The 19,085-nt window shown below is 45.7% G+C and carries 18 protein-coding genes; 3 read left to right on the top strand and 15 right to left on the bottom strand.

Features of this window, described 5'->3' with window-relative positions:
- Positions 1 to 36: 36 nt before the first annotated feature.
- From AAKU61_RS00090 to AAKU61_RS00065, 6 genes are read right to left on the bottom strand one after another with little or no spacing between them, the layout of a single operon-like run.
- A complete protein-coding gene (locus AAKU61_RS00090; protein ID WP_354328716.1) occupies positions 37 to 930 on the bottom strand; it encodes a biotin-independent malonate decarboxylase subunit beta in 894 nt (297 codons plus the stop codon).
- Positions 927 to 1,253 (bottom strand): malonate decarboxylase acyl carrier protein, encoded by a 327-nt coding sequence (mdcC, locus tag AAKU61_RS00085; protein ID WP_354328715.1) that lies wholly within the window; start codon positions 1,251 to 1,253, stop codon positions 927 to 929. Before mdcC ends, AAKU61_RS00090 begins: the two co-directional genes overlap by 4 nt.
- A 51-nt stretch (positions 1,254 to 1,304) precedes the next feature.
- Positions 1,305 to 3,008, bottom strand: coding sequence for a malonate decarboxylase subunit alpha (mdcA, locus tag AAKU61_RS00080; protein ID WP_354328714.1), 1,704 nt, complete (start codon positions 3,006 to 3,008; stop codon positions 1,305 to 1,307).
- Complete coding sequence (locus AAKU61_RS00075) at positions 3,005 to 4,354, bottom strand: TRAP transporter large permease (protein WP_354328713.1); 1,350 nt, start codon at positions 4,352 to 4,354, stop codon at positions 3,005 to 3,007. The genes mdcA and AAKU61_RS00075 overlap by 4 nt, the downstream gene beginning before the upstream one ends.
- On the bottom strand, positions 4,351 to 4,917 hold the full coding sequence (locus AAKU61_RS00070) for a TRAP transporter small permease (protein WP_323492459.1): 567 nt from the start codon (positions 4,915 to 4,917) through the stop codon (positions 4,351 to 4,353). The genes AAKU61_RS00075 and AAKU61_RS00070 overlap by 4 nt, the downstream gene beginning before the upstream one ends.
- Positions 4,914 to 5,945 carry a TRAP transporter substrate-binding protein gene (locus AAKU61_RS00065; RefSeq protein WP_354328712.1) on the bottom strand — a complete coding sequence of 344 codons (1,032 nt, stop codon included), beginning with the start codon at positions 5,943 to 5,945 and terminating at the stop codon, positions 4,914 to 4,916. The genes AAKU61_RS00070 and AAKU61_RS00065 overlap by 4 nt, the downstream gene beginning before the upstream one ends.
- 209 nt (positions 5,946 to 6,154) lie before the next feature.
- On the opposite strand from AAKU61_RS00065, the gene AAKU61_RS00060 reads away from it, so the two are divergent.
- Both AAKU61_RS00060 and AAKU61_RS00055 read left to right on the top strand, forming a co-directional pair.
- Positions 6,155 to 6,850 (top strand): GntR family transcriptional regulator, encoded by a 696-nt coding sequence (locus tag AAKU61_RS00060; RefSeq protein WP_354328869.1) that lies wholly within the window; start codon positions 6,155 to 6,157, stop codon positions 6,848 to 6,850.
- 523 nt (positions 6,851 to 7,373) lie between these two features.
- A complete protein-coding gene (locus AAKU61_RS00055) occupies positions 7,374 to 8,012 on the top strand; it encodes an NAD(P)H-dependent oxidoreductase (protein WP_322119968.1) in 639 nt (212 codons plus the stop codon).
- Positions 8,013 to 8,157: 145 nt separating this feature from the next.
- Here AAKU61_RS00055 and AAKU61_RS00050 read toward each other — a convergent pair whose 3' ends face one another.
- Positions 8,158 to 8,877 (bottom strand): DUF2158 domain-containing protein, encoded by a 720-nt coding sequence (locus AAKU61_RS00050; protein ID WP_354328711.1) that lies wholly within the window; start codon positions 8,875 to 8,877, stop codon positions 8,158 to 8,160.
- 449 nt (positions 8,878 to 9,326) lie between these two features.
- Here AAKU61_RS00050 and AAKU61_RS00045 point away from each other — a divergent pair, with 449 nt between their 5' ends.
- A complete protein-coding gene (locus AAKU61_RS00045; RefSeq protein WP_354328868.1) occupies positions 9,327 to 9,863 on the top strand; it encodes a DUF2058 domain-containing protein in 537 nt (178 codons plus the stop codon).
- Positions 9,864 to 10,024: 161 nt separating this feature from the next.
- Here AAKU61_RS00045 and AAKU61_RS00040 read toward each other — a convergent pair whose 3' ends face one another.
- The 8 genes from AAKU61_RS00040 to AAKU61_RS00005 all read right to left on the bottom strand — a co-directional run bounded on the left by AAKU61_RS00040 (position 10,025) and on the right by AAKU61_RS00005 (position 18,431).
- The gene (locus AAKU61_RS00040; RefSeq protein ID WP_354328710.1) at positions 10,025 to 10,870 is read right to left on the bottom strand and encodes a hypothetical protein; all 846 of its coding nucleotides are present in this window, start codon (positions 10,868 to 10,870) and stop codon (positions 10,025 to 10,027) included.
- The gene (locus tag AAKU61_RS00035) at positions 10,867 to 13,041 is read right to left on the bottom strand and encodes an AAA family ATPase (RefSeq protein WP_354328709.1); all 2,175 of its coding nucleotides are present in this window, start codon (positions 13,039 to 13,041) and stop codon (positions 10,867 to 10,869) included. Before AAKU61_RS00035 ends, AAKU61_RS00040 begins: the two co-directional genes overlap by 4 nt.
- A 275-nt stretch (positions 13,042 to 13,316) precedes the next feature.
- Positions 13,317 to 13,769: a P-loop NTPase family protein gene (locus AAKU61_RS00030; protein WP_503012559.1), complete on the bottom strand. Its 453-nt coding sequence runs from the start codon at positions 13,767 to 13,769 to the stop codon at positions 13,317 to 13,319.
- A 1,375-nt stretch (positions 13,770 to 15,144) separates the two neighbouring features.
- Positions 15,145 to 15,456 (bottom strand): hypothetical protein, encoded by a 312-nt coding sequence (locus AAKU61_RS00025; RefSeq protein WP_354328708.1) that lies wholly within the window; start codon positions 15,454 to 15,456, stop codon positions 15,145 to 15,147.
- A gap of 64 nt (positions 15,457 to 15,520) precedes the next feature.
- The gene (locus AAKU61_RS00020) at positions 15,521 to 16,192 is read right to left on the bottom strand and encodes a DUF3102 domain-containing protein (protein WP_354328707.1); all 672 of its coding nucleotides are present in this window, start codon (positions 16,190 to 16,192) and stop codon (positions 15,521 to 15,523) included.
- Positions 16,193 to 16,195: 3 nt separating this feature from the next.
- Positions 16,196 to 17,560, bottom strand: coding sequence for a plasmid recombination protein (locus AAKU61_RS00015; RefSeq protein ID WP_354328706.1), 1,365 nt, complete (start codon positions 17,558 to 17,560; stop codon positions 16,196 to 16,198).
- Entirely contained in the window at positions 17,508 to 18,221 is a 714-nt protein-coding gene (locus AAKU61_RS00010) for a Rha family transcriptional regulator (RefSeq protein WP_354328705.1), read from the bottom strand. Before AAKU61_RS00010 ends, AAKU61_RS00015 begins: the two co-directional genes overlap by 53 nt.
- A gap of 9 nt (positions 18,222 to 18,230) precedes the next feature.
- On the bottom strand, positions 18,231 to 18,431 hold the full coding sequence (locus AAKU61_RS00005; protein WP_354328704.1) for a helix-turn-helix transcriptional regulator: 201 nt from the start codon (positions 18,429 to 18,431) through the stop codon (positions 18,231 to 18,233).
- Positions 18,432 to 19,085 lie beyond the last annotated feature (654 nt).

The following is a 19,085-nucleotide window of genomic DNA, read 5'->3' as shown; positions in this document are numbered from 1 at the left end:
CTGATAACTGCGTTTCAGAATTGACAGGCTGTACCATTACCGCGCTCCTAAACGTAGATGATCAACCGTCGTAATGAACTGATCCACCTCTAATAGCGGAAGCAGTTCTGGCTCGGCAACACCTAACTTGCGCCAGATATCTAGCGGATCAATCAGCTCACCAAATTGGCTTATACGTTGCGTGAGCAGACTTTGCTCTTGTTCTAGCGCCGCCAGTGTTAACTCCACCTCTTGCTGGTTGCAAGTATCGATTGCAGCAATCGCAGCATCGCGGAATGCTGGGACAGAATCTGCAACGATCATCTGACAATCACCTAATAAAAATCGATGCTTACCACCTGTCGTGCGCCACACCAGTGCTCTGTCACGCGAATCAAATTCTTCTACACCATTGGCTGTTTCAATCACTTCTGGACCTGACATCGCAAGACGTGCTTCTTCTGACATGACGATGATATTTGCACAGCGGGCAACGATGCCCATACCGCCAAAACAACCGTTCGAGCCGCCGATTAATACGACTACCGGGACGCCAGCGGCACGCGTATCCAACACCGCCCGCATGACTTCTGATACAGCGATCAGCCCCGCATTGGCCTCGTGTAAGCGGACGCCACCTGATTCAAGCAACAACACAACTGCATGGGCATGTTCTGCAACGGCACGACGTAACATCCCGACGAGTTTTGCGCCATGCACTTCACCGACGGCGCCGCCCATGAAGCCACCTTCTTGTGCAGCGATGAAGACAGTTTTTCCACCCAGTCGTGCACTGCCGATGACCACGCCATCATCAAATGACACAGGAGCATTCAGTTGTCCTAAATGGGGGCTGACGACACGTGCCGAAGGCGGTAAAAATTCTTCAAAACTATTCGCATCAAATAAGGCATGCACTCGCTCACGCGCATTGGATTCCAGATAACTCATGAGGCTTCTCCGGCAGTTTTTCCTAGCATAGCTTCAACCGCTTGATCCAGACGCAGACTCACGACCGCAGGCGTCGCGCCCATATCGTTAATCGTAATGCGGGTCTCGGTAAGCTGCCAGCGGTTGTGGAAGTCTTGCATAACCGCTTGCCAGATTGCACCAAAGCCGGTGGCGGCTGTTTTGATTTCGATTGTGCAGGCACCATTTTGTGGAGTGCTTTCAATCAGCACCTCCAGATTGCCGGAACTGACAACGCCTACCAGTTCAGCCGTATTATTTAAATGACGGTTGCCATTTTCGAATCGATAATTTAAGGTTTCCATTGCGGCTTTCTTCTCAGCTATTCACTTCTATTATTCTTTTCTACTATCCGCCTACCAATTTCTAAAACGCTTTGGCGGGTTATACAAACCGCCAGAGGCGCGCACCAGATCTTTCATCGATTTTGCGGCGAGCAAACTACGGGTGGCCTGACGTTTATCAATGCCAATGTCCTCGGCGCGCTGAATGATGCCGCGATCGCGTAAATTTTCTACCATACGCTTGTCGCGTGCGATGCCAACGGCGGTATAGCCTGCCACACCACGGATTGCCTGTTCGCGCTCTTCATCCGTGCGGCACAATAAGAGATTTGCGATGCCTTCTTCCGTCAAAATATGTGTCACGTCATCGCCATAAATCATGACAGGTGGAATCGCCATTTTGGCTTGTTCCGCTAGTTCCCATGCATCGAGTTTTTCGACGAAGGCTGGTTGCATATGTTCGCGAAAGGTTTCGACAATTTGTACGACTAATTTTTGTCCGCGCGGGATCAGAATTTTCCCTTCCCGCGCTTGCTGTCCGGCTTTTAACCATGCCGGGCTGGCGTGTCGTCTGCCACGTGCATCTGCGCCCATATTCGGCGCACCGCCAAAGCCCGCGATTCGTCCCAAGGTCGCGGTGGAGGAATTGCCTTGTAAATCAATTTGCAAAGTCGAACCGATGAACATATCGCAGGCATATTGTCCCGCTGCTTGGCATAGGGCGCGATTACTGCGCATTGAGCCGTCAGGTCCGACAAAGAACACATCGGGCCGGGCACGGATATAGTCTTCCATACCTAGTTCTGAGCCGAAGGAATAAACAGATTCGACAAAGCCAGCCTCAATCGCGGGGATTAAAGCAGGGTGGGGATTGAGTGCCCAATGACGTCCGATTTTACCTTTGAGTCCCAGTGACTCTGCATAGGTTGGTAACAATAATTCGATGGCGGCGGTATCGAAGCCGATACCGTGATTGAGTCTTTGTACGCCATACTCCGCGTAAATACCTTTGATCGCCATCATCGCCATCAGAACTTGTATCTCTGAAATCTGCGCTGGGTCACGTGTGAATAAAGGTTCTATGTAATATGGATTAGGTGCTTGCACGACAAAATCAACCCAGTCGCCCGGAATATCTACTCGCGGTAGTACATCGACAATCTGATTCACTTGCACAATCACGATGCCATTTTTAAATGCGGTAGCCTCGACGATGGCGGGTGTATCTTCTGTATTAGGTCCCGTGTATAAATTACCGTGACGATCTGCCGCCTCCGCTGCGATCAGACAGACGCGGGGTGTCAGGTCGATAAAGTAGCGACCAAATAATTCGAGATAAGTATGGATCGCACCGATGTTTAACTTGCCTGAGCTGACCAGTTTAGCGACTCGTCCGGCCTGTGGGCCTGAAAAAGAAAAGTCCAGCTTTGATGCAATGCCGCGTTCAAATACATCCAGATGCTCGGGCAAGGCGATGACTGATTGCAGCATGTGGAGTTGATTGATTTTTGTCGGGTCAAGCGTTGCCAGCGCTTTGCCTAAAAAATCAGCTTGCTTTTGATTATTTCCTTCAAGGCAGACCCGATCACCGCATTCCAATACCTGATGCAGTAAATCAGCGATACGTGAGGCTGGCAAAACTTTACCGTTTAAGGCTTCACCCAGCGACGACCGGGCGCGCTGCAGACGTTGACGTCGATTATCTTGCAAACTATTCCACGCAGTGGGTCGCGCACTTGATCGTTCATTTATATGAGCATCAGAAAATTGACTCATTTCGCTCCCATAATCATGGTAGGCAAGCCCGTTGAAATCCCTGGAAACAAGCACAACAACAGTACTGCCAGAAACATCAGCGCGACAAATGGCATCACGCCCCGGATCACATCCTTTAGCGGGATATCTGGTGCGATGTTCTTAATCACAAAAATATTTAAACCAACGGGTGGATGGATTAGTCCCATTTCCATCACCACTGTCATGACAATCCCAAACCAGATCAGATCAAAACCTGCGGCTTTTAGCGGCGGCAAAATAATCGGAGCGGTCATCAAAATAATCGATACCGGCGGTAAGAAAAAGCCAAACACAATCACCATCGTGAGTATCACCGCCAGTAACACCCATTTTGATAAATGCATATCAACAACCCATTGCGCCGCAGACTGGCTGATATGTAAATAGCTCATCACATAGGAATAGAGTAAGGACATGCCAATGATCAGTAGCAGCATGGTGGATTCTTTGACGGTTGATGTCAGAATCGGACGCAAATCTTTTGGTCGCCATACACCGTACACAATGGCGATTAAAGCCAGCGCTAATAACGCGCCCAGACCTGCGGTTTCTGATGGTGTCGCAAAGCCACCATACAGCGCAACCATCACACCGATCAGTAAAATGACGAAGGGCAATACACGTGGCAGCATTTCTACTTTTTGCGCTAGTGTGAAATGTTCTTTTTCAAGATAGGCAGATCCAGTCCCGGTCTGATTGAATACCGCTAATGCCATACGATATTCTTTGCGTGCCCGATACACGGCATAACCAGCAAATAAAAATACCAGCAACACACCAGGACCGACGCCTGCTAAAAACAAACGGCCCAAAGATTGTTCCGCAGCGACCGCATACAAAATCATCGTGATCGATGGCGGTAATAAAATGCCCAAGGTGCCACCCGCCGCAATGATGCCTGCTGCAAAGCCAGGCGAATAACCACGTCTGCGCATTTCAGGAATCCCCGCAGAGCCAATTGCAGAACAAGTTGCAGGTGATGAGCCAGCCATTGCCGCAAATAAAGCGCATGCAACCACGTTGGCAATGCCAAGACCGCCAGGTACTTTGTGTAACCAGGTATGGATCGCAGAATAGAGGTCTTTACCAGCTGGAGATTTGCCGATAGCCGCACCTTTTAAGATGAATAGCGGGATCGACAATAAGGTGATGGATGCCATTTCTTCATACACGTTTTGGGTCACGGTATCGAGCGAGGTTGCAGGCATAAAAAAATACATAAAACTGGTAGCGACGATGCCTAGCGCAAATGCAATCGGCATGCCGGAAAACATCACTACCAATGTCACGGCGCCGTATAACGCGCCTAATGTTAGCGGGCTCATATGTCGCTCCGTTTTGCTGGCGATGCGTTAGTCACTCGCGCTAATACCTGCACAAAAATCTGTAACGTCAGTAAGCTCATACCAAACGCCATCATTCCGTAAGGTATCCATAGCGGTGGTGCAAAAGTGGAGGTGGTGGTCTGGCCATCGACAAAGGCTTCATGCCATAAGGTCCAGGATTTCCATGAGAAGAACAAGCAAAACAAAAACGACAATACATCCACTAACAACATACGAAATGCATTTACCCGCGCTGGCAGCAATGAAGACAGCGCTTCAATCCCGATATGTCCGCGAAATGACTGTACATAAGCGGTACAGAAAAAAGTGACACCGACCAGCATGAACACCGATGCTTCATCCTGCCAATCGGTCGGTGCGTTAAAAAAATACCGGCTGACCACCGAATAGGTGAGTACGCAGGCAGTTAATACCAATGCTAGCAAGGATAAATTCATGAGCAACATATTGAATTTATCCATTGCCCAAGATATGCCTGCAACGATCTTATTATCCGGCACTGCCGGTCCTTTGGCAGGCTCTAACTCAAAGCCGTGGCTCATAGAGTTTTCTCCGCCAGCTTCAGCAATTTGGCGCAGTTCTCATTTTTCTCGCCATAGTCTTTCCACGCCGTCGTGCGAGCGATTGATTGCCACTTCTTTAAAGCAGCCGGGTTGAGATCAGCCACTTTTGCGCCTGCTTTTTGGTACACCGCAGCGACCAGCGAATCATCTAGCTGCGCAGATTTACGGGCGAAGGCTTCCATCTCTGCGCCGACTGCCATGATCGTCGTTTGTTGTTCTTTGCTGAGTTTGTCAAAGATTGCTTTCGACATCATTAGCGGCTCAAACATAAACCAGTAAGCACCTGCACGACCGGTGGTCAATGCTTTAGATACCTCCTCCAAGCGAAACGAAATCAATGAAGTGGACGAGGTCAGTGCCGCATCCATCGCACCGGTTTGCATCGCGGCATAGATCTCATTGGAGGGCAGGGACACCACCGCCGCACCGGCTGCTTTCAAAATCAAATCCATCTCGCGGGAGCCTCCGCGTATCTTCATTCCCTTTGCATCATCCGGATCGATAATCGGTTTGCCACGGGATGCAACACCGCCTGCTTGCCAGATCCAGCTGACGACGACAATGCCTTTGTCTAGCAAAATGCGGTTTAACTCTTTACCGACCTCAGCGTTTTTCCAGCCGTAGCCCTGTTCATACGAAGTCACCAGACCAGGCATCAGTCCGATATTGACCTCTGGCACTTCTCCACCGGCATAGGACAGCGGCACCAGCGACAAATCTAATGCACCTTTGCGCATGGAAGAGAACTGAGCATTGGTCTTCATCAGAGACGATCCGGGGTAAATCTCAAACTTCAGGCTACCTTTCGACCGCTTTTCGACTTCGGCTGCAAACATACGGCACAAGCGGTCTCTAAAATCGCCTTCAGTCACTGTGCCGCCAGGGAACTGATGCGATATTTTTAAAGTGGACGTTTGCGCCCAGGCTGTTTGCATAGAAAGTAGCGGGGTAGCGGCAATGGATGCCATAGCACCGAGGACGGTTCTGCGTTTGGATAATGTGGACATTCTGTCTCCTGCTGGATAGTAAAGTTGCAACTGAGGTTGCAACTAAGGTTGAGAGCATTACAATGATTTTTATCTATTTGCATGCAAGGTTTCTTTTTATGTATACAAGATATATACTTAATAAATGCAATGCAAGTACAAATTGTTTTTTATAATAAGAAAAAATTTACCAGGGATACCATTTGTCTATCGTCGACACTATTAATAAAATCGGTAACAAAAGCAGCGATAAGCTTAGTGATAAGGCCGATAATAAAAATCGCTCGGAATCCTTACGGGAATCGATTGAAGAAATGATCGCTGTAGGGACGCTGCTTCCTGGGCAGCATCTGGATGAGACCGAACTAGCAACGCAGTTTGGCGTATCACGCACGCCGATCAGAGAAACTCTGATTCAGCTGGCATCAATGGGGATTGTCGTTATTCGCCCCAGGCGCGGTGCGGTTGTGGCAGAACTGGGGCCGCAGCAATTGGTAGAAATGTTTGAAGTCATGGCTGAGTTTGAAGCGATGTGCGGCAGACTCGCCGCCAGACGCATGACCGTAGAGGAACATCAGAACCTGCTGGCAGCACATCAGGCATGTAAGGACGCCAGCTTGGCACAAAATTCTGACGATTATTTCTACTGCAATGAAACCTTCCATCAGATTATCTACAAAGGCAGTCACAATGCTTTTCTGGCTGAGCAAGCGCTCGCCTTACATCGCCGCCTCCGGCATTACCGGCGTTTGCAATTGCGGGTGAGGGACAGAGTTGGCGCATCGTTTTCTGAGCACGACGGCGTGGTGCAGGCGATTCTCGCTGGTAATGGCGATTTAACAGCAGAGTTGCTCAGAGGTCACATCATGATTCAGGGCCAGCGTTTTGCCGATCTGATGGCGTCCTTACCTAAGTTAAATCCATAGACGTTATCGTTTAAACCGGTGATATCGGGCGGGTAAATATTTACGATTTACTTGCTTAGTTAGATCTTAAATAAATATACTCCCCCTTAATTTTTAAAAATATGGCTTATTGTCCAGTAAGTATGTGGACAACTTAAATATACATACCCAGAGTATATATATGGCCTATGCGTTAGCTTATGTATTATTCCTGCGAGGGAATTCCCACGCGCTTTCAACTAAGCCGGGCGGATTCAGATAAACCGGGCGCAGAGCCTTGTCAAATGCCAGCGATGACCCATATCAGTCAGACGTTTGGTCGCAGCTAATAAATGGGCAATGGCTATCTCCATCATCGTGGCGATGACGGATCAAACAATGCCCGTCAGATGTCCACAAGCTGAACAATAGTGCGCCAGTGCAGCTAATTTCGATCACGGTTACACTAGGCAAAGTAACAAGTCATTAAAACTCTGTTTGCTCTTAGTGAGCCCCCTAAGAATCATTATTAGCAAACATTAATCTCAACCCGAAAGTTATTCACATGTCCGATTTAATTCAAAAGCTGGAATGGCGTTATGCCGCAAAAAAGATGAACCCTGCCAAAGCGGTTCCGCAAGAAAAAGTTGACCGCATTCTGGAAGCAGCGCGCCTGACCGCGACTTCCAGCGGTTTGCAACCTTACGAAATCTTCGTCGTTACCAATCCAGAAGTCCGTGAAAAAATCAAACCAGTTGCATGGAACCAAGGCCAGATCACCGATTGCTCACACCTGTTAGTGTTCGCCGCATGGGACAACTACACGGTAGAACGCATCAACATGATGTTTGATCTGACCAACGACATTCGTAATTTTAAAAACGAAGGTTGGGAAAATTATCGCCAAATGCTGCTCAACACCTACCCAAAACGCGATGCAGAAGTCAATTATCAACATGCAGCGCGCCAGGCCTACATCGGTCTGGGATCAGCACTGATTGCCGCCGCATTTGAAGAAGTTGACAGCACGCCGATGGAAGGTTTTGACCCTGCCGCAGTTGACGAAATCCTTGGACTCAAAGCACACGGTTTGCGCAGCGTTGTGATTTTGCCGTTGGGCTATCGCGAAGAAGACAAAGACTGGTTAGTTAACCTGAAAAAAGTCCGTCGCCCAACCGACAAGTTTGTGACTGAAGTGAAGTAAATCGACTATGTCGCTAGCTGCGGGTAAGGCATTCGTAGCTAGCGACAATCGGAGCAGAGTAGATCACCTTAATCACGCCAGTTGACCGGACCCTACTCTGTTCTTTGTTCTAATTTTTAATCGCATTTTCAGGCTAATTTTCAAGCTAGCTGAGCTGAAGCTTTTCTGCCGCGTACTTCGCTGCCAGCTGCAGATTTTTCAAATCCCGCTCTACCAATTTGTCGTCTGCCTTAGAACTAAAGCAGCAAAATGTGCCATATACATTGCCATCAGACAGAATAATCGGCGTGGCAAGATAAGAACCTATCTTCAGATGCGTCTTCGGTATTTCTATCTCTTGGGCTAGCTTCGGCGCGTCATTAATAATTTGTGGCAAGCGTCCATCCACAATCCGTTGGCACCATGTTGCCTCCAAAGGATCAGCTTGGCCTGCACTCAAGATCGGCGCATTGTCGCGACATTCAACTTGTCGTATCACCCGCATGCCATCCACAAATTCAGACACAAACACAACATCCATCTTAAGTTTTTCCAGCACAATTTTTAAGACTTCCTGAACCGAGTGATGAATCAACTCATCCGACGTATCCGCAGTCGCAACCAATAATTCGGATAGCTGCACCGTCAGATCGTTAGGGTCTAAGCCTTCTTCATATCTTGAAACGGCTTGATTGGATTTATGAGCATCAGCAGGCGTCACATGCACAAGCGAGTCCAGCGTAAATACCTTCAATTGCGAGTGCGCGCCAGCTCCCCATGTACACTCAGCCAGATCATGTTTATTGCCGAGAATAGCCTCAATCGTCATCAACTCCCCACCATCACGGAGTTGGACAATATCGCCAATTTTAAAAGTAATGCTCATATGATGCCCTCTCTACACGCGCTACACGGTTACGAAAGAAATTTCAAAAAATAGTATATCTGCGGAAAATTTTTGGTGTGATCGCTGCAACAGATTGACCCGCTTTTCGGTTTGTTACTAAAACATCAAAATGCTTACAAGAATGCGTCAGACAAAACAGGCACTGCCGTTGTTCCGTAACAATGCTTAAATTCACTTGCTAAGATTGAATAAAAAGCGAGTCCCTTAATGTACGTAATTTTCAGCAAATAAGATTCACATCCAAATAACTTTCTTTGAAAATTACGTCACACCTACGGGGAAATAGCTTTACTAAGTAATTAGGGGAAGTCCACCCTATTTATTGGGATTACGACCTTGCGGCATAGCAAATTTTGCTATGCTAGCGGTTTGCCATTGGTCGGCAGCGTTGCCGTGGACCGGTGGCACTTATTTTTCGGAGTTGTATGATGGCGTCGTTACAAGATCAATTTTTAAAAGCGGGACTAGTCGATAAAAACAAAGCCAAACTGGCCCACCAGGAAAAGAGCAAGCAGAAAAAGGTCGAGCGCCGGACTGGCAACGAGAGCGTGGATGAGGCGCGTGTGGCCGCGCTTGAGGTGCAGCGCAAAAATGCCGAACGCGCTCGCGAACTCAATGCGCAGCGCGATGCAGCCGCAAGCCAAAAAGCAGTTTTTGCGCAAATTGTGCAGTTGGTGCAAAACAATCGCCAAAGCAAGGGCGCAGGCGACATCGCTTATTACTACACTCACGGTACCAAGATCGATAAGATCTATGTGTCAGCAGAGGTACAGACACATTTGATCGCTGGCCGACTGGTGATCGTATGTCTGGATGGTAAAACAGAATTACTGCCCCGTATCATCGCGGACAAAATCGCCGAGCGCGATGCATCACTGGTGGTGCGGGTGAAAAAGACAACGACCGAAATCGATGCGGATGATCCGTATGCCGCCTTCCAGATCCCGGATGACTTTACGTGGTAGCTCGCGACTAAGCTTCCTTGGAATTTAGAAATTCATAAGACACGCATTTAATTAGATAGCTTAAATTCGAAATCCGGGTCAGGTCCTGCATTGCAATATGCGTGTCAATACAAGACCTGACCCTGCATGGCTAATTTGCTTAGTTATTACGACTGCCTTACTTATATGAATGCTTGGTCTATGTGTTTTAGCAGACGAGACCACTGGGTGCTTGCATCAGAAAAATTAAAGGCACCATTTAACAAATTAGTGTCGCGAACCACTACAGTTAAAGCGGCCCCGGCATTTCCTGTTTCCATCTGGCCGCAGCTAGCCAACACACCTTTTTTTCTTTTCGCGTTATGCGCTATTTCATCTGCGTTGGCCGCAGGCTGTGGAAAATAGGTACTAAAATGTTTTTCCGTTTCGCGTACAAGGATTTCATTTGTATTGCGAAACAGTTCCAGAAGCAGATCTTCTAAAACACCCGTTTCGCCTAAAGTGTCAGTAAATACAAAGACAGACAAAGTGTGATTGCGTTGTTTCATCCAGGTAGAATTAGTTAAACCACTTATTCGATCGTAATGTGATTTGAATCGTTCCTCGAAAAGTCTAACTGTGTCGTCAACGCCTCTAGAATCAGCATCGTAAATAAATAAGATCGAAAAATCTTTAATTGCGCTTCCACTAGTTTCTAATACATCTGTGGAAAATGAGTTCTCAATCTCCTTTATTAAATCGATAGCTTGTGTAAACTTATCCATGCCACCAATTGATATCGGAAAAATCAACGTTTTTTTGTCTTGTGTCTCGTAAGCGCAGATTGGCACTAGTGGAAAGTGTGGTTTGCCAATTCTCAGCTCATCTACAGACTTGCTTAAGAATTTCCGCGAAAAAAATGGCCCAAGTGGTTGGATGTAATCCTTTAATTTCTCATCATAAGATTTATATTGCTTTGATTCTTGCATCAAACGTCCTATGAATTGGGCATCATGTGGCCCTTCGCAAAATACAAAAAGTACATTCACGATGCCACCTTCCCACGCAGATCAAAATTGATACTTTGAACCAAATCATTCAAGCGATCACCAGAAAAATAATGAGACTTTAATTTTCCATCTGTTTTAACTAGGGCATATGCAGAAATTTCTGACGATGGAATAGTTTTAGATAACGCGAACGCATCAATACATTCCTTGCTATGAGAACTGATAAACACTTGAACATTGAATTGGACTGATAATTCATAAAGTAATGTCACCACTTTATCTAGCAATGATGCGTGAATAGCATTTTCAAATTCATCAATAATTAATACTCCATTTTTCGCTCCTGCAAATAGCAGGGCGATTTTAAATATGCGCTGAAGTCCTTCACCAAACTGCGTGAGGTCAGGATTCGGATGAATTCGATCATGCATAACCGTAAAATGGCCCCGGTCATTTTGTTCAATGTTCGTGATATCTGAATCAATGTTCTGACGAATAAAGTCTATAACCCTTTTTTTGCTGCCTTCTTTTAGACTTTTGCTATGGCATTCTCGCAATAAATTTGGTTCTAATCCATTAAAAGGACTTGAAAAAACTGAAGGGCAAATTGAACTTGCTTTACCTTCGGTTCGTTGAGGATATTTCTCAAAAAAATGGACCTGCGATGACCAGTTCTCCAAATCGTAAGACGCGTCAAAACAAGCAGAAGTTAGATAGTGGGTCGTGTCCTCAATACTCTGCTGTTCCATATTGAGTTTAATCGAAACATTTTTGTCATCGTAAAATGCAGATAAATCGCAATTTGGAAACTGTTCCAAGAACCAGTTCATGTCAACCTGCTCCGAACTTGCTTTAGCCCTTCGTCGAATTATATCGAGAAAATCTTTAGTGTCATTCAAAGAACACAGTAATTTTACCGCTTCCAATAAGGTCGTTTTTCCAGCATTATTTATGCCTGCAATTATATTAATTCGGTTTAAATTTTCGAAATTCAACCCACTAAAATGCCGAAAGTTGTTAATTGCAATGCTAGTAAATTTCTTTTTGGATTCAGGTGCTAGGTAGTTTGATCGTGAAGAATCACTAACCGATTGGGTTTGACCGAGGGTCAAAAGACCTTGTAATTTTTCATTTAAGTGCTTGATGTCAGCTCTATCTGCATCAGCTATCAACCTCGACACGCTGAAAATTGCGCTAACTTCTTGGTTGAGAATGGAAATTGCATTTTTTACCTTATCTTTTCCTAAAACATCACTAGAAAGAGTTGCATCCGAGAGATTTCTGGTCGTATCAAGGTTCGACAATGCCTGTTCATCGTCGATGATTTTTGCTAAATCTCGTATTTGAGTTGACTTTATCAATACAGGTTCGAGTCTTGAGTAGTTCCCAATGACGTCACTATCTTCTTCGTCTTCATTTGTGGAGATTTCTTCTGAGATCCAAGAGAAAAAGCGAGCTTGATTATCTTTCGACATCGACTTATTTTCTATGTCGTCCCATTGGAGCCAGTTACGTATCCTTCTGTTGCGTATCACTTCCCGAAAAATAGAATACTTATCGCTTTGAAACTGATCTCCATAATCACTGTCTTTATACGCATCAATCAGGGCTAATGTCTGTAAAGTTGTATTGACTTCCGGTTTTGATATCCCTATAGATTGACATATATCTTGAACTGGCATTAGATGAGTATCATGCAGAGTTCGAATTAGCTCAGCTTGATTTATCGCGGGCCATTTTTTATTTCCACTGATATGTTTGAGTCCCATCAACACTAAGTGATGACTCTCATTGACGTCAGTGTAGTAAATCACAGGGACTTTGGAGAAAATTTCAATGTCAAGTTGCCCCAGTGAAATTCCATCAATTTCATGTTGGATCTGGAGCCATTTAAGTATCGCGACACGTCGATTTCCCTCAACCACAAGAAATTTCCCCGAGTCCCCAATGCGACGGACCTGAATCTGATCGACGGGGAGAAAACCATTCTTGCGAAAACTATCCAGAAGATCACGCGCATTCTCTGCATTTTTCCCAAGAATAAGCTGAGTCGTACGTCGTTGAACCTCTGAGTCGGTAGCAACGTCATCAGCCACTTGGACATAATTTTCTGAATCAATGAATCGATAGTTATTAGGATCTAGGTAGAGATTTTTCAGACTAATATGTTGACGTTGATTTTGGGATGGGATTCTTTCCGGTTCACTCATTGATCTACCTCATTTAAAAATATAAGAAACTTTGCTGTTAATATTGGAGTTGACCTGTTGGTAAATTATTAGGTCAAGAAATAGTACTAATATAGACACATCTACATTGAGTTTATAGGGAAAAAAACTTCAATAATTACTCAATCATATTCAGATTTTCATTCAGAGAAATCAGCGATTTTAAATCACATAAAAAAACGTGCCATTTCTAATATTTCAATAATTGACTTAAATTCTTACAAAGAACTATACATGACACGATTGCAATTCGATTGTTAATCGAGAAATATACCGTCACCGCACCCCAACCAAACTCCGTCCCCAACCGTTCTGTGTAACAAAATCCTGGTAGCAATCCTTTCAGTCATTTCCTGCACATGCGAAATATCCCCAACCTTATGCCGCTTCGCCTGCAAACCATCCAGTGCATTCATAGCTACCCTCAAAGTATCTGCATCGAGGCTACCGAAACCTTCGTGATTGAATAGCGATTCGACGCGTACGCGGTTCGACGATAGCGATTCTAGGCCTAGCGCGAGTGAAACGAGGAAGGATTCGCCGCCTGAGATGGAGTGGATTGAGCGTTGTTCGTCACCATCAGCGCTAGGGTGTCCTTGATGCGTTGCAGGCGTTAGCTGCGTGATAGTTCGTGCAGTTGGCGATTGGCTTAGCGTTCTTGACCTGTGTGTCAGTGAGAGGTTTGGCGAGTTTTGGTATTTTGCATCCAAGTATTTTTGGGGTTAAGCGATTATGTGCTCAAGTCTGGATGCAAAAATGCTGGAAGTAAATGGCCGTTAAAAAGCGCTTAGAAAACAAAAAACCCGCCTCAGCACTGGGCTAGAAGCGGGTTTTAAGACGTTAAAGAAGCTCTTTGAACGTGTATCTGGTGGGATAGGTGGAGTTGAATAATGGCTTGAAACCTATACTGATAAACGATCTATGTTTTTCTTTATGAATAAATACCGTCAAAGATACTGTCAAAAATATTTCCTTGTCTGATTTTATGCCCTCAGTTCAAAATCGCACCAATAAACAAGTAATTGAAAGTTGATAATATTTAACTATCATTATTTGTTATTTAATAGTTTATTGTTATTGCGCGGAAACCTTAGCAATCCTTAGCATTTGCAAGCATTCTGACTCCTCAAAATTGAGGTGGCAAACCCCAACATTCCCCAACATTCCAGACCGTCACTTTGGCGGTGCAATATTGTGCCGTGAGAACCATAGTTTGGTACATGCACACTCGCCCTAATTTTGGGGGCAGTGCAATGTCAGGTTTTATCAGGTTGCCTCGCGCGCGTGCGGGTTGAGGTAATAGGACTCGGCAAAGTTGCGGAGTCATGCCTCATGCGCGTGCGCGGATCGCCCCAAATGTATGCTGTGTTCACGTTTAATACCCGCAAATCGGGTATCCAGGTTATTGCGCGCAACCCTCCGCTGATTTCAGCGTAGGGTGCCTAGCCTCGAGTGCGTGCGCGTACTGCTCAGAGAACCTCAGTTTGGGACATTCTCGGTATATTCCGAATTACTACAGTCGAAGCCCCCGTTTCGGGTGTCTCGGTCATCGCCCAAAAATTCGGGTGACGCTGTTGTGCCTTACCCTTGACGTAACCTTGGCGTACATACTCCCATCACCATATCTCGCAACGTTGCCAGGTGCGGACTTATAATCGCGGTAATTCGGGTTTATTGTTCGGAATGAATAGGCTTTCACCTACGGCAGTGTGTTTAAGGTCGTTCGGCTATTCTGCGAACCAATGCGGTGTTGTTTTTCCGCTGAACCTTAAGAAAACACAAGATTCTTGATTCCATAAAATTGTGGAGGCGGTGGATGCGGTCTCCGTAAAATTGCGGATGTCGCCGAGTGAGTATCGCGTTTCAAACGCGGTACTACCGTGTGACCGCGTTGCACCGCCTCAATTTTGAGGTGGTTCATTGAAGGTCAAGATTTCAAATCCTACCCTTATGGATTTTAAAGTGGATAGGGTAAGTTACATTTCAAATGCTGCTTGCGTCCACCTTTGAATTATCAGTTGCTCACCAAGAAAAAAGCCAGCGTGTCAGGCTGGCATAACCTTGCTGACTTTTGCTGACTGGCCATTACACCAGACCGTTAAAGCTTTCTTGCATGATCTGATCAAACGTCTTGCCCTTGTCCCTTTCCATCACGGCCGCCGATACTTCATACCTCACCATTTGCGCATGATCTACCGTCTTGCCGTAACACCGATCAAGTAACTCCTTTGCCGCCTGTAGCTTGATTGCATCGTTATCTGAGCCGTTCATCAAGCTAACGATTAATTCGATAGCATCGCCAGCATGTGCCATTGCCATCGCTCTAACCTCGGCAGTAGTCTTGTTCGGCGTGCCCGCCTTGCGCCCGCCTGTCTTGATCTTGGTAACGTTTGTCATGTCTACTTATCCCTAGTTTAGAAATAACAGCCGCCTCAAAATGGAGTTGGCTGTCAGGTTGGTTCTATGCCCTAAAATAGCTGTACTTGCCTTTGGCCAGTCGAAAATCTTCGTTGTCTTTTATGGACGCTTGAATTGTTTCTTCGTCGCTTAATGTCTCCATAGCCACCCGTACTCCTTTGCTCGGTCGCACATGCCAACTGGCTTTGGATGGCTCTTTTAATCCCCATAATTGCAGCATTAGTTCTATTGCGTCATAGCGTATAGGTCGTCTGGTTATGCTGTAAGTGTCCCCGTCATCATCAATGCGAGATACAAAAAAGTATCCTTCACTGGTTGACTGTTCGATGACAAAATCCATAGCGCCTCCATTGCTTGCGCACCAATACCAATGTCCTTTTAATGGAATGAAGGAAGGCGCGGGCGTATCGCCGTCTAACATTGACGGTGGAGTCAAATACGACACGGTGTCGTTTTTGGTTGCTAGTTCACGAATTGGAACGGGCTTTCCTTGCGCTACCGCCATATACCTTTGCGCTTGTCTTGTCGATACCTGAATGTTCTCATCCATCCATTGAGAAAATTGTCCGTGTGGTAGCGCCTTCTTAACCTCTAAAAGTAAATCGCCCGCATCTTTGGCATGATTGATTGCCTCGTTTGCCTTACTGGTTGCCGCTTGGTGGTGGGCGTTGATCTCGCTTGCAATAGTCAATCTAATTTCGTTTAGCTTGGTCATAGTTCAATTCCTTGCGTGGTAAGTTGGTCGGGGTGCGGTTCTGGTCTTGTTGTTGGAGTTCAAAGAGTTGGCGACAGCCTTCCTGATGGCTGGCTTCATGGATACTTTTTTTGGTATCTTGATGAACTCACCAGTGATCTCGTTGAATGATTCCGGTGATTGATCGCTGTCCGACTCACGTTGATAGGCTTCTTGGATCGGCTCGTCACTGCAAACCGTTTGCAGTAGCTCAGGTTCTATCTCTGCGTTTGCTGAGATGAAAAGCGCTATCTCTTCACCTTGAATAGATGATTCAGTGCTTTGGATTGGCTCAGATTCAGGCAAAAGAACAGTGTCAGAAACAAATGTCCTATACACAGAGATAGGACATTTGTTTTGCCCCTCAGAATCAACGTTTTGGATTGGCTCAGATTCCGGTAAATCACTCTCCGTAAAATGTCCTATAGGTGATTTATTGAAATGTCCTATAGGTTTTTCTGGTTTTACCTTCTTGGTCATTATTTCGGCAAACCCACCTTTCGGCATTGGAATATCCAGCAGCGCCAAAACGGTGACACTATCTCCATTAACCAAAGCCCGAAGAACCTCATCATTCCAAGCGCAATCGGGCTGTAAGGCGTTAAACATTAATTCCCTTATCTCACGTTCAATTGCTTTACTAGGGCGCTTGGCTGCCTTCTTGTTGGATTGTTGCGCCAGTCCGTACTTCTTGCCAACCTTCGCGTAAAAGTTAGATTGCATTGCGTATGTTTCTGCCATGCCTCCCAATAAATCAGAGGCGATTAATTTCCCGTCACGGATCGGCAACAACACAATATGGCAATGTGGACATGACTCATCGTTGTGAACGATTGAACTAAGAATTGGTACGGCATAATGATTTTCAGCCCAACTCGTACAGTCCTCAAAGAATGTTTTGTAATCAATCCGCAATCGTGAGCCAAGCGACATTACGACCTCGATACCAAGACTGGCATTAAGTCGAATCTTTTTCACTCCTTCATCAAACATTAATTTTGCAGATTGATCGGCGGCAGCAGCCGTTCCAAGCCCCCGTACAATTTCATTTAAATGGCAGCGACTTGCATCAATATTGCTACCTTCCCTGATGCCTATCTCTGCCTGAATTTCTCTTAAATTATGTTGCATCACGCGAAGAAGAACGGATTCATTTGTGGGTGATCTGGTTGTTTCCTTGCTTAATGGTTTGACTTCCAAATAGTACGATCCTTGGGTCATGGTCGCACCCCCACGGCAGCCGCGATAGCTTGCAGCAGCAATGCCAGCTTGATGATGAGATACTTCATCGCCGCGATCATGCTGCACCTGCCAGTTTTGGAAGTGCCTTTGTGATGAGCTTGGCGACATATTGAATTAATGCCGCCTTGCGCTCTGCAAATGTTTTTCCCGTACCGATAAGGATAGCGTTTTTACTTTCCACCCTCACCAGAAAAGACAACTGTTTGCTTGATAGCGTTTTACGATTTACCGCGCCCACCGTATTAAATAAGATGCCGTTTATCATCTTGGCTTCATTGCAGTAGTGATAGCCAGCAGTCGCCTTGCCTTGATCCTCTCGGGTCTCTTGCAATGTTTCTGACATGGTGATGTAACTTACAGCAGCCGCCTTGCGTGATTCAATCCACGGCGCTTGACCAGCCGCTTCCGCACGCATCGCCAGGAACGAATTAACGAGAATAACTTGCCCTTGCCGTGACTTTTTCCCTCCAATAAACGGCATGGCGATTAATGCCCCACGTTCGGACAATTCTATTTTCTTTCGTTGCTCTCCCTTTGCATCAGAATATTTAACCACCTTAAAATCAAGGCGGTTGATCGTGCCATCTTTGACCAAATTTTCAAGCGATTGAATAACATTGTCGTGTCGCCGTCCAAATTCATCCGAGATTGCCAGCGAGTCCGTGACGGGTTCGCCCTTAGATAAATGAACTACCAACGTGTTAAAATTTGGGCGTGTGTTTTCAGCAGCTACCGTTCGAGCGGTGGCTGTTTTTGTGTGTGCTTTCATGGTTGACCTCTAGGTTAGTTTAGAGGCATTGACGCAAGACTCTTGCCATTGCGCGATTGATTCCGAAGTCCACGCGACCGCGCGCATGCCTATGCGGATAGGTGCAGGAAATTCACCTTTTTGGATCGCCATATAAATGGACGAACGGCTTTTTCCTACGGTGTTTATTACTTCGGGAAGTTTAATAAATTTCTGATTGAATGCTGACATGGTGCGGTGTCCCTTTCTTTAATAAGAGGACACGCAAAGGTGTAAAACTCAAGAAAATATTGTACTAATAAATCCACAAACGTCCGGTTAAGTTTATGCAAACTTAAATAAACTTAAATAAACGTATTTACGGATTAAGGGTTTACCTATATTCTTGTAGTCGTCCTGTCAAAGACAATTTGTTTTAAGCCTTGCGTTTAAATCAATTAAGTTTCAAATTAACGCCCCTCAGATTCCCGTCTTTGGGGCGTTTTCATTTCCAATATCAACCAAGTAAAGTTACCAGGAAGCTATTGGATGAGCGATTATAACCCCCACAGATAGAGTTATCCACAGGCACCACCTTAAAACCGTGAGATAAAAGGACATTTTTTATTGCTGGAGTCGATTGACTTTTTTAGAGTCGCCTACAGTAGTCCATACAGTGTTAGCAGGCACTAACATAAGTCAAAAATAATTGCTCAATAAGCAATATAAATAATCGCTAAACTCTGCTTTTTCTTTCCATCGAGCTTCTTGCAAAATACCCAAACCAGTAAAGTCGAGCATGGGTGTGGCCACTGTTGCGATTGGTTTTCTTGTTTGAAGCGGCACATGTGACATGAATTTGTGCCGGATTATCGTTTTATGGCGTGTCAATCCCTATGTGACCAT

Origin of the sequence: Undibacterium sp. GrIS 1.2, assembly GCF_040544435.1 — a bacterium.
Taxonomy (GTDB): Bacteria; Pseudomonadota; Gammaproteobacteria; order Burkholderiales; family Burkholderiaceae_D; genus Undibacterium.
The sequence above is the reverse complement of the archived record's forward strand: the minus strand, read 5'-3'. Positions and strand labels throughout refer to the sequence as shown.

Bases quoted from the DNA above. Each gene is read 5' to 3' on its own strand.
- AAKU61_RS00090 (WP_354328716.1), bottom strand. From the start codon at position 930: ATGAGTTATCTGGAATCCAATGCGCGTGAGCGAGTGCATGCCTTATTT.
- mdcC (WP_354328715.1), bottom strand. From the start codon at position 1,253: ATGGAAACCTTAAATTATCGATTCGAAAATGGCAACCGTCATTTAAAT.
- mdcA (WP_354328714.1), bottom strand. From the start codon at position 3,008: ATGAGTCAATTTTCTGATGCTCATATAAATGAACGATCAAGTGCGCGA.
- AAKU61_RS00075 (WP_354328713.1), bottom strand. From the start codon at position 4,354: ATGAGCCCGCTAACATTAGGCGCGTTATACGGCGCCGTGACATTGGTA.
- AAKU61_RS00070 (WP_323492459.1), bottom strand. From the start codon at position 4,917: ATGAGCCACGGCTTTGAGTTAGAGCCTGCCAAAGGACCGGCAGTGCCG.
- AAKU61_RS00065 (WP_354328712.1), bottom strand. From the start codon at position 5,945: ATGTCCACATTATCCAAACGCAGAACCGTCCTCGGTGCTATGGCATCC.
- AAKU61_RS00055 (WP_322119968.1), top strand. From the start codon at position 7,374: ATGTCCGATTTAATTCAAAAGCTGGAATGGCGTTATGCCGCAAAAAAG.
- AAKU61_RS00050 (WP_354328711.1), bottom strand. From the start codon at position 8,877: ATGAGCATTACTTTTAAAATTGGCGATATTGTCCAACTCCGTGATGGT.
- AAKU61_RS00045 (WP_354328868.1), top strand. From the start codon at position 9,327: ATGGCGTCGTTACAAGATCAATTTTTAAAAGCGGGACTAGTCGATAAA.
- AAKU61_RS00035 (WP_354328709.1), bottom strand. From the start codon at position 13,041: ATGAGTGAACCGGAAAGAATCCCATCCCAAAATCAACGTCAACATATT.
- AAKU61_RS00025 (WP_354328708.1), bottom strand. From the start codon at position 15,456: ATGACAAACGTTACCAAGATCAAGACAGGCGGGCGCAAGGCGGGCACG.
- AAKU61_RS00020 (WP_354328707.1), bottom strand. From the start codon at position 16,192: ATGACCAAGCTAAACGAAATTAGATTGACTATTGCAAGCGAGATCAAC.
- AAKU61_RS00015 (WP_354328706.1), bottom strand. From the start codon at position 17,560: ATGTCGCCAAGCTCATCACAAAGGCACTTCCAAAACTGGCAGGTGCAG.
- AAKU61_RS00010 (WP_354328705.1), bottom strand. From the start codon at position 18,221: ATGAAAGCACACACAAAAACAGCCACCGCTCGAACGGTAGCTGCTGAA.
- AAKU61_RS00005 (WP_354328704.1), bottom strand. From the start codon at position 18,431: ATGTCAGCATTCAATCAGAAATTTATTAAACTTCCCGAAGTAATAAAC.